Genomic DNA, 9,771 nt, shown 5'->3' with positions numbered 1-9,771 from the left:
CCGGTCGTCGCGTGGTGTCGCTCGGTGGGGTCATCGGGCAGCCCGCCGTCGGCGCTGGATCCGGGGGCGTTCGGCCGCCCGGTCACCGGCGGGCGGTTCGCGCCGTTCGATCTCCGCGGCGAGCCCGGCCACGGTGGCGGTGGCGAACAGGTCGCGCAGCAGCAGGTCCCGGGCGAAGGCCCGGTTGACCCGGGTGATCAGCTGGGTGGCCAGCAGGGAGTGGCCGCCCAGCCGCACGAAGTCGTCGTGCACGCCGACCCGTTCCACCCCGAGCAGGTCGGCCCAGAGCTCGCACAGCCGCCGTTCGGCGTCGTTGCGCGGCGCCACGTACGCGTCGCCGGCCGGCGCCGTTCGGGGGTCGGGCAGCCGCCCGCGGTCGACCTTGCCGTTGGGGGTGAGCGGCAGCGCCTCCAGCAGCACCAGCTGGGTCGGCACCGCCGCCTCGGGCAGCTCGGCGGCCAGCGCCCCGCGCAGCTCACCGGCCAGGCCGCGCTCCAGCTCCGCCAGCAGCGGGGTGTTGGTCGTACGGTCGCGGCGCGGCGCCGCCGGGAGGTCGGGCACGCCCGCCAGGGTGCGCGGGACGAAGGCCACGTCGAACGCGCCGAGCGGGTACTCGGCGGCCCAACTGGCGTGGGCGCGGTAGCCGTACCGCTCCGCGAGGGCGCTCAGCACCTCGACGTCCGCCTCCGGCAGCCCGGCGCCGTCGGCCCCGCCACCGAGGAGGACCCGCTCCCGGGCCAGCCGCGCGTTGGCGACCCGGCGCAGGCCGAACGGTGCGCCGGTGCCGAAGTGGCGCTCCAGCTGGGCGAGTTCGAGCGGGCCGGCGCCACCGCCGCTCCGGTCGATCCGGTCGATCCGGTCGATCCAGTCGACCTCGACGGTCGGGGCGGTCCCGCCGACGTGCAGCACGGCGTCGTAGCGGAAGCGGGTCAGCTCGTTGTGGACGGCCCCCCGGCGCAGCAGGACCTCGGCCCGGGTGACGCCGAGCTCCGCCAGGTCGGTGAAGTAGCCCGGGGCGAGCAGAAGTTCCTTCTCCTGTGACCGTCCGTGCGCCACCACCTCGTCGACCGTCGAGCCGGCCAGGGTGCCCCGGTGGTCGGCGACCGACAGGTACATCGCGGCGGCCAGGTCGAGGTGTCGTACGTCACCGACCAGCACCCGGCCCGACCCGTCGAGCACCGCGACGGCCCCGGCGAGCACCTGGTCGAGGTAGGCGCGGCTGGGGAAGTACTGGACGACCGAGTTGAGCACCACCAGGTCGAAGCGCTCGTCGCCGAGCCGGCTCAGGTCGTCGGCCGGGGCCCGCACCAACCGCACGTCGCAGCCCGCCAGTTCGGGGGCGGTCAGCACCGCCGCGCGGACCCGGTCGAGGGCCGCGGCGGACACGTCGGTCCCCACGTAGCGGTCGCAGTGCGGGGCCAGGCGCCCCAGCAGGAGGCCGGTGCCGCAGCCGATCTCCAGGATCCGTCGGGCGCCCAGCGACCGGATCCGCTCGACCGTGCCGTCGATCCATTCCAGCATCTCGCCGTCCGGCATCGGCCCGCCGGTGTAACTGCTGTTCCACCCGGCCAGGTTGAGCAGTCCGGCGGCGGCCCGGCCGGTGTCGGCCCCGGCGGCGGCGTCGGGGCCGGTGTCGGCCCCGGCGGCGGCGTCGGGGCCGCCGTCGGTGCCGGGGCCGCCGTCGGCGCCGTCGTCGGTGCCGGAGTAGACCGAGGACCAGACGTCCTCCCAGTGGGCCACCTGGGCGCGGTGCAGTTCGGCCGAGCGCCGGGCGAGCGCACCGGCGGCGAGCGTGACGTAGCCGACGAGTTCCCCGCCGCGCTCGGGGTGACGGTGCAGCGCGGCGATCCCCTTGCCGACGTCCGGGTGCCGTTCGAGGAGGTTCTCGACCTCGCCGAGTTCGATCCGGTGCCCGCGGACCTTGACCTGGTGGTCGAGGCGCCCGAGGTACTCGATCCGGCCGTGCTCGTCGATCCGGGCGAGGTCGCCGGTCCGGTACATCGGGCCGCCGTCGGCGGGGTCGCGGACGAAGCGCTCGGCGGTCAGGTCGGGCCGGTTGCGGTAGCCGGCCGCCACCCCGCCGCCGGCGATGCACAACTCCCCGGCCACACCGCGCGGTACGGGCGCCAGGTGGGCGTCCAGCACGTACATCCGGGTGTCGGCGGTGGGGGTGCCGAGCCGGACCGGCTCGCCCGGCTCGACCCGGGCGCAGGACGACCAGACGGTCGTCTCGGTGGGGCCGTACATGTTCCACAGTTCGCGGCAGGCGGCCCGCAGCGGTGCCACGAGCGGGGCGGGCAGCTGCTCACCGCCGCACAGGGCCCTGAGGTCGGCCTTCCCGCGCCAGCCCGCGTCCAGAAGTTGGGACCACTGGGACGGGGTCGCCTGCATGACGGTGATGTCGTGCGCCTCCAGCCGATCGGCCAGGGCCACCGGGTCCCGCGTGACGGCCTCCGGGGCGACCACCACCTGGGCGCCCTGGCGCAGCGGCAGGAACAGCTCCAGGGCCGCGATGTCGAAGCCGACGGCGGTGGTGGCGAGCAGCCGGTCGGCGGCCCCGAGGCCGGGGCTCGCGGCCATCCCGGCCAGCAGGTTGTCCAGGTTGCGGTGCCGGACCAGGACGCCCTTGGGCCGCCCGGTGGAGCCGGAGGTGTGGATCAGGTAGGCGGCCGACTCCGGGTCGGGGGTCGGGGCGGGTACCGGCCACGGGGAGCGCGCGGGCGCGATCCCGTCCAGGTCCAGCGTGCGGGTGCCCGCGGGCAGCGTGCCGCGGGTGTCCGCGTCGCAGAGCACCAGGGCGGCCCCGCCGTCGTCGAGCAGGAAGCGTTCACGGTCGGCCGGTGCCCGCCCGTCGAGCGGGAGGTAGGCGGCTCCGGCCGCCATGACGCCCAGCAGGGCCGCGGGCAGCCGGGCGTCCCGGCGCACCTTCACCCCGACCACGTCGCCGGGGCCCGCGCCCGCCTCCCGCAGGGCGGCCGCGACGGCCGTGGTCAGTTCGGCCAGCTCCCGGTAGCCGAGGGTGCGCGTGCCGTCCGTGACCGCCGGGGCGTCCGGGGTGCGGGCCGCGTGCTCCCACACCCGGTCGAGCAGCGGGGCCCGGTCGGCCGGCGGCGGGCCGGCCAGCGCGAGGCCGTCCCGTTCGGCGGCGTCCAGCAGGGGCGCCTGGTACGGGGCGTCGCCGGAGCGGGCCATGGCCGTCAGCGCCGCCAGGTAGTAGCGGCCGAACTCGTCGACCTGCTCGGCGGTGAAGCAGTCCGGGTCGTGGGCGAGGGTGAGTTCGCTGTCGTACGGCCACCCGCGGTAGAAGGTCGCGCAGAGCGCGAAGTTCATCACGTCGCGGTGCTCCATCCCGCGGATCCGCACCGCCCGCAGCCGCTCGGCGGCCCGGGTGTAGACGTGGAAGTCCACGTAGTTGAACGCGACGTCGAACAGGCCGCCCGAGACGCAGTGCCGCTTGATCTCCGAGACGGGGTAGCGGCGGTGCGGCACGACCGCGAGCTCGGTGTCCGCGACCGCGCGCACCAGGTCCCGCCACCGGCCGCCGCGCAGGTCGAGCCGCAGCGGGACGGCGTTGAGGAACAGGCCGACCACCCGGTCCGCGTCCAGGGTCTCCGGACGGCCGTTCATGACGACCCCCGAGACCACGTCCGTCTGCCCGCAGATCATCGACAGCACCCGGAAGTGGGCCGCCAGGAAGAGCTGCCGGACCGGCACGTCCAGCTCCGCGGCGAGCGCGTCCAGCGCGCCCACCAGCTCCCGGGGCAGCGCGTACCTGCGCAGCTCCCGGGTGCCGAGGCGGTCGGCGTCCCGCAGCGGGCGGCGGGTCGGCAGCCGTACCGTCTCGGCGTCGCCCAGGTAGGAGGACCAGAACGCCCGCTGCTCCGGGTCGGCCGCCGCGGCGCGTTCCAGCGCGACGAACTCGGCGTAGCCGGCCCTGGGCGCCGCGACGGGGCCGCCCTCCCCGGTGAGCCGCCACTGGTAGTCGAGCAGCAGCTCGGTGACCATCGACGCCAGACTCCAGCCGTCGGCGATCGCGTGGTACAGCCGCAGCCCGACGGCGAACCGGTCGTCGTCCAGGAGCATGACGTCCACGGTGAACAGCGGCGCCCGCTGGGCGTCGAAGGGCACCGAGAGGTCGTCCCGCCAGTCCGTCAGGCGCTGCCGCTGCACGGCGGACGGCACCGCTCGCCAGTCCGCCACCGTCAGCGCGGGCTCGACGGACCGCTCGACCAGTTGCAGCGGCTCCCGGAAGGCGGCCAGCTCGAAGCGGGCCCGGAGGAGCGGGTGACGGTCGACCAGCCCGGCGAGCGCGGCACGGAACGCCTCCGTCGCGAAGCGGCCCTCGATCCGGTAGACGAAGGCGTCCCAGTACATCGCGCCGGTCCGGTCGAGCTGGGTGTGGTAGACCATGCCGGACTGGAGGGCGGTCAGCGGGAACGCGTTCTCGATCCCGTCCGGGAGGGCGCTCCGGTCGGCCTCCGTCAGCAGGTCGAAGCCGGTGCGGCGGGCGTGCTCGGCCGGGCTCGGCCCACCGGCGGGGGCAGGGCCGCCGGCTCCGGTGGTCGTCCGGCCGGCGGTGGCCGCGAAGTCGCGCAGCCTGGGCGTGCGGAGCAGGTCGCGCAGTTCCACCGTCCAGCCGGCCTCGCGGGCCAGCGCCAGCACCTGGAGGCTGAGGATGGAGTCGCCGCCGAGGGCGAAGAAGCTGTCGTCGCGTCCGACGGCCTCCGCCCGGAGGACGTCGCGCCAGATCCGGGCCATCGCGTGCTCGGCCTCGGTCCGGGGGCGGGCGTCGGCGGGGGCGGGCGGTTCGGTGCCGGTCGCGGGATCGGCGGCGGTGGCGGTGGCGGTGGCGGTTGCCTCGGGTTCCTGCTCGGAGGGCGCCCGGGCGTCGAGCGCGCCGAGGTGCTCGACCGTCCCGTCGGGGCGCAGCCGGGCCCGTTGCCCGGTGCGCAGCAGCCACGGCCCCTCGGCCCACGGCGCCTGCACGAGCTGCCCCGCCGGGTCGTGGCCCGCCGACTCCTGGCCCGCCGCCGCCGTCCCCGCCGCCTCCTGGCCCGCCGGTACGAGCCCGGCCAGGCACAGCTCGCCCGGAGCACCGTGCGGCACAGGCGCCAGCTGCCGGTCCAGCACGTACAACCGCGCGTTCCCGGGGGGCTGTTCCGCGTCGCGGACCGGCACACCGGGCAGCTCCGGGAGGAGGTCGGAACCACCGTCCGCCCACAGCCCGATCAGGCGCTCGAAGAGTCCGCTCACCCCCTCCGCCCGGAAGGCGCTGACGGCGCCGCGCGCGAAGGTGAAGAGCACCTCGCAGCCGCCGTCCCGGCCCTCCAGCACGTTGACGGTGACCGGGTACTCGGTCGTCTCCAGCGTCTCGCTGGCGACCACCGACAGCCGCCCGACGGTGAGCGGGGTCCATTCCCGGTCGAAGGAGAGCAGGCAGTCGAAGAGCAGGCGGTCCGGGCCCGCCCCCGCCATCCGCTGGAGGTCCTTGAGCGGAACGTGGTCCAGCTCCGCCGTCCGGGCGTTGGCCTCCTGTACGAAGCGGGCGACCTCGGTCAGGGAGCCGTGGGCGCCCGGGACGACCGCGACCGGCACGGTGACCACGAAGGTGCCCACCGCCTCCTGCGCCCCGGCCGGCTGGAGGCCGCGCCCGCCCTGGGTCAGGCCGTGGACGACCCGGTCGGCCTGGGTGTAGGCCTGGGCCACCCGGCACCAGACGGCCTGCACGAGGCTGCTCGGCGTGATCCCGGCCCGGCGGCAGCGCCGGACGACGGCGGACCAGCGGTCCGGGTCCAGGTGCAGGGCGGTCGACCGGTGCGCACCGTCGGTCCCGTGGCCGTGGCCGCTGTCGGCACCGCCGTCCGGCAGGTCGGCCAGCAGCGACGCGCCCGGTTCCCCGCCGTTCCCGCCCAGGTGGTCCCGCCAGAACGCCTGCGCCGGCTCTCCTGCGGGGCGGCGGGCCCAGGACACGTACGCGCCGAACCGCAGGACCGGCTCCCCCGCGACGGCCGGGTCGCCGTCGTACCGGCGCAGGACCCGCCGGAGCAGCAGCGGGATGCTCAGGCCGTCGAGGAGCAGGTGGTGGAAGGTGAGCAGGAGCCGGGCGGCCCCGCCGCCGAAGTCGATCAGGTCGAGTCGCAGGGGCGGTGCCCCGTCGAACTCCAGCCCCTCCTCGAAGCGGGCCGAACTCAGCTCCTGGTAGGCCTCCTCGGCGGCCCGCCGCCCCGACTCCCGCCAGTCGTGGGCCTCCCAGCGCAGCCCGGGCCCGGCGAGTACGGCCTGGAACGGGAACGGACCGTGCCACGCGAAGACGGACCGCAACAGGTCCTGGCTCGCGACCTCCTCCTCCCACGCCCGGCGGAAGGCCTCCTGGTCCAACTCCCCGCGCAGGTCGCACAGGATGCGGATCAGGTAGTCCCCGCTCTCCGGCGCGGTGAGCGACCGCACCAGCATGCCCTCCTGGACGGAGCTGAGCGGGTACGCGTCCTGCACCTGCGCGACGTCCAACCCGCCGCCGCGCAGCAGCTGTTCGGCGTTCGGCAGCTGGGCGAAGCGTTCCGGGGCCCCGGTCGGCGCCCCGCCGTCCCCCGGCGCGGCCCCGGGCAGCGCCAGGCCGGTCGTCACCAGCTCCCGGACGGTCGGGTTCGCGAACAGTGCCGACATCCGGTAGGAGATGCCGGCTGCCCGCGCCCGGCTCACGGTGCGGACGGCGAGCACCGAGTTGCCGCCGCTGGCGAAGAAGTCGCTCTCCGCGGTCAGGTCGGGTTCGTCCAGGACGTCCCGCCAGATGTCCAGCAGCGCCGCCTCGACCGCGGCCGGCCCGTCACCGGTCACGCCGGGCGTCCGGTCCGTGGCGCCGTCCCCGGTTCCGGCCCCGGTTCCGGCCCCGGTTCCGGCCCCGGTTCCGGCCGCGGTTCCGGCCGCGGACGCGTCGGCCGTCCGCCGGTCGAGGAGTGCCAACAGGGCCCGGCGGTCCACCTTTCCGGTCGTGCCCTGCGGCAGGGCCGCCACCTCGGTCCACAGCGCGGGCACCATGTACCCCGGGAGTTCGGCGGCCAGCGCGGCCCGGACCTCGGCCGGGGTCCGTCCCGCCGGGGTGTAGAACGCCGCCAGCCGTACCGGGTCCCCGTCGTCCACCACGACCTTGATCTCGTCGACGAGCCCGAGCGAGCGCGCGGCCTCCTCGATCTCCCCGAGCTCGATCCGGTGGCCGTGCACCTTCACCTGGTCGTCGACCCGGCCGTGGTACAGCAGGCAGCCGTCGGCGTTCCAGGACGCGAGGTCGCCGGTCCGGTACCGGCCGCCGGCGAACTTCTCCGCCGTCAGTTCCGGGTTGTCCCAGTACCCGGTCGCCAGGTGCGGGCCGCCGATGTAGAGCTCGCCGGCCCGTCCGGGCTCGGTGATGGGCGTCCCGTCCTCGTCCTCGATGGTCAGCTCCACCTCCGGGAGCGGCGTGCCCAGGTGCACGGCGTCCCCGGCGCGCAGGTCGGCCACCGACACGACGACCGTCGCCTCGGTGGGCCCGTAGGCGTTGAACACCGTTCCGCGCTGGGCGAGTTGCTCCATGAGCGAGGGCGGCATGGCCTCGCCGCTGGACAGCATCCGCATGTCGGGGCCGCCCTGCCAGCCCACCAGGAGGAGGGAGCGCCACTGGGTCGGCGTGGCGAAGGTGGCGTTCAGCGCGCGGGACTCCAGGAGGGCCCGCACCTCGTCCGGGTCGCGGCGCTGGGCGTCGGAGGCGACGAAGGTCCGGCAGCCGAGGGCCAGCGGCAGGAACAGGTCGAGGATGCTCGCGTCGAACGCCACCGAGGACTGGGCGAGGAAGCGGTCCCGCCCGCTCAGCCGGAAGACGTGCTCGAAGGCCGCCAGGCGGGCGGCCAGCGCCCCGTGCGGCACCACGACGCCCTTCGGGCGGCCGGTGCTCCCGGAGGTGTAGATCATGTACGCCGGGTGGGAGCCGGCCGGCGCGAAGTCCGGTGCCCCGTCGGCGCCCCGGTCGTCGACGCCGACCAGCGGTTGACCGGAGGGGAAGCAGTCCCGCCGCCCGTTCTCCCCGTCGCAGACGACGGCCGAGGCCCGGGCGTCCGCCAGGATCGCGCGGATCCGGTTGTCCGGCCACGAGACGTCGATCGGCACGTAGACCGCACCGACCCGCAGCGTCGCCAGGAGCGCCACCGCGATCTCCACCCCGCGGCCGACGATCATGGCGACCCGGTCGCCCGGGGCGACGCCCGCGCCGCGCAGCGCGGCGGCCAGTTCCCCGCTCCGGACCGCCAGCTCCCGGTGGGTCAGCCGGCCCCCGTCGGACTCCACGGCGGTCCGGTCGGGGTCCAGGCGGGCGTGTGCGAGGACGGCATCCACGAAGAACGGGTGACTCGTTCCACGGCCAGGCAGTCGCATTCTCTCTCCTCGGCCGAGCTCCGGCGCTGACGAAGGAACGGGCCCGCCGACGGAGTTCGCGGCGAGTTCTGCCGGAACGCCGTGGCGGGTTTTTCTGCGCGCGAATGTCACCCGGGTCGGCGGCGGGTCGGAACGCCGTTTCCCGGGGGTGCACCGGACCGTCAGACGGAGAAGTCCTCCGAGGATTCCAGCAGCTTCGCGCCGCGTTCGGCGAAGGTTTCCCGCACCCGTTCGGTGACCGGTCCGGGGGCCGCCGGGAGCGCTTTTCCGTCCACCAGTCGAATCGGCTGGACGTCCCTCGTGGTGGAGGTCAGGAACGCCTCCTCGCAATTCCCGAACTGCTCGATCGGCAGGTCGGTCTCCTCGCCGCCGCACCATTCCAGGACGAGTTCCCTGGTGATTCCGGCCAGGCATCCGGACGAGAGCGGCGGGGTCGTCAACCTCCCGTCCATGACGACGAAGACGTTGCTGCCCGTCCCCTCGCAGAGGTTCCCGGCCAGGTTGGCGAAGACCGCCTCGCCGGCCCCGCGGTGCCGCGCGTGGTCCAGGGCCTTGACGTTCTCGCCGTACGACGTGGTCTTCAGGCCGACGAGGGCACCGTTCTCGCACCGGGGCCACGGCACCACGGCCACGTCCGCGGTGGACGGGAACGACCATCCCTCGGCGACCGCCACCACGGTGGTGGGCCCGTGGTCACCGCGGTTGGAGGCCAGCGGACCGACACCGCTGGTGTGCGTGATCCGGATCCAGCCGACCGGCCAGGCGGGGGCCGCGGCGAGCACGTCCCTGACGCCGCGTTCGACGGCGTCCAGGTCCGGGGCGGGCAGCCCGAGGCCCTCGGCGGAGCGCGCCAGGCGTTGCAGGTGGGGGGTCAGGACGAAGGGTCGACCGTGCGTGGCCCTGACCGTCTCGAAGACGCCGTCGCCCACGATCAGGCCGTGGTCGTACACCGATACCGAAGCTTCTTCCGGATCGAACAGCGCGCCGTTGATCCACACCTTCATGACCCCATGACCCCACTTTCGCTCAGGATTCGACATGTGCCGGAAATCCGATACCAAATGAAGTACGACGGTCGGACCAGAAGGGCGGTTCACGACTCGCCAGTTCCATGATCTTCAATAGATTAACATTCATGACCATGTCAGTCAATCCCGATACATCCCCCACCACCCGGCACACCCGGCTAACCCTCCCCCTCTCAGGAGCCGTCAGGAACCCCACGGGTCACCGCTGTTGCCGGAGTCACCGAGGCCACCGGAACCGTTTCCCGCGACAGCAAACCCGGGACGACGGCCACCGGCCCGAACTACAATCACCACGGGCTCGCTGACCAGCAAAGACGTCGAAATACCGCCGAAATACGAACCG

2 protein-coding genes are annotated in these 9,771 nt (G+C 74.8%); both read right to left on the bottom strand.

All coding sequences use genetic code 11. The features are described from left to right. Positions 1-30: 30 nt before the first annotated feature. Positions 31-8,400 carry an amino acid adenylation domain-containing protein gene (locus ACZ58X_RS11095; protein WP_470333367.1) on the bottom strand — a complete coding sequence of 2,790 codons (8,370 nt, stop codon included), beginning with the start codon at positions 8,398-8,400 and terminating at the stop codon, positions 31-33. 161 nt (positions 8,401-8,561) lie between these two features. Next, positions 8,562-9,404 carry an aminotransferase class IV gene (locus ACZ58X_RS11090; protein ID WP_470333366.1) on the bottom strand — a complete coding sequence of 281 codons (843 nt, stop codon included), beginning with the start codon at positions 9,402-9,404 and terminating at the stop codon, positions 8,562-8,564. Between the last annotated feature and the right edge of the window lie 367 nt (positions 9,405-9,771).

The sequence above is a fragment of the Kitasatospora sp. NPDC040550 genome (assembly GCF_055594965.1).
Note: the sequence above shows the minus strand (reverse complement) of the source record. Positions and strands in the feature narration are given on the sequence as shown.

Bases quoted from the DNA above. Each gene is read 5' to 3' on its own strand.
- ACZ58X_RS11095 (WP_470333367.1), bottom strand. From the start codon at position 8,400: ATGCGACTGCCTGGCCGTGGAACGAGTCACCCGTTCTTCGTGGATGCC.
- ACZ58X_RS11090 (WP_470333366.1), bottom strand. From the start codon at position 9,404: ATGAAGGTGTGGATCAACGGCGCGCTGTTCGATCCGGAAGAAGCTTCG.